2 protein-coding genes are annotated in these 938 nt (G+C 66.5%); both read right to left on the minus strand.

All coding sequences use genetic code 11. The features are described from left to right. The coding region (locus AKL29_RS45560) for an NAD(P)-dependent oxidoreductase (protein ID WP_283809420.1) at positions 1-540 on the minus strand (540 nt) is incomplete at its 3' end. A 31-nt stretch (positions 541-571) separates the two neighbouring features. Continuing rightward, on the minus strand, positions 572-938 hold a 367-nt coding region (locus tag AKL29_RS45565), incomplete at its 5' end, for a M20/M25/M40 family metallo-hydrolase (protein ID WP_244482400.1).

Raw genomic sequence — 938 nt, forward strand, 5'->3', positions numbered from 1 at the left:
GCCCGGATGGCTGTTGGGCGACCGGTTCCAGGCGATCACCTTCATGCCGCTGCCGAGCGCGATGCGGGCGACCTCGGCGGCGATGCCGCCGAAGCCGACCAGGCCGAGCGTCTTGCCGGTGAGCTGCATGCCGTCCTCGCGCAGCCAGTTGCCGGCGCGCATCTCGCGGTCCATCTGCGCGATCACGCGCGCCGACGACCACATCAGCGCGATCGCCGATTCCGCGACCGCGGTGTCGCCATAGCCCTTGATCAGGTGCACGGAGATGCCGAGCTCGGCAAGCTCTTCCGGGTTCATGTAGCTGCGCGCGCCGGTGCCGAGGAACACGACGTGCTTCAGGCCGGCGCACTTCCTCGCAACATCGGTCGGCAGCGCGGTGTGGTCGACCACCGCGATCTCGGCGCCGTCGAGCACCGCCGGATAGTCCTCGGACTTGATGTCCGGGTTGCGGTTGATCCGCATCCGGGGATCGCCGGGCTTTTCCAGGCGCTCCGTGATGACAGCAAGCGATTCATTGGCGTCGACAAACACTGCGCGCACGAAAGCCTCCATCGATGAGGAGAAACGAAGATCAGGACGCGACGCCGGCGAGCGCCAGCACCGTATGCATCAGGACGTTGGCGCCGGCGGCGCAATCGGTCTGCGTCGCGTCTTCCAGCTCGTTATGGCTGATGCCATCCTTGCAGGGCACGAACACCATTGCTGCCGGCATCACCGTGTTGAGGTTGCAGGCGTCGTGGCCGGCGCCCGAGGTGATGCGGCGGTGCGAATAGCCGAGCTGCTTGGCCGCGTTCTCGACGGCGTCGACCAGCTTGGGATCGAAATGCGTCGGTGCCTTGCGCCAAACGAGATCGAGTTGAACCTCGACCTTGCGCCGCGTTGCGATCTCGGCAACGGCCGCACGCAGGTCGCGGTCCAGCGCATCCATGATCCCAGCG

The sequence above is a fragment of the Bradyrhizobium pachyrhizi genome, assembly GCF_001189245.1.
GTDB lineage: Bacteria > Pseudomonadota > Alphaproteobacteria > Rhizobiales > Xanthobacteraceae > Bradyrhizobium > Bradyrhizobium pachyrhizi.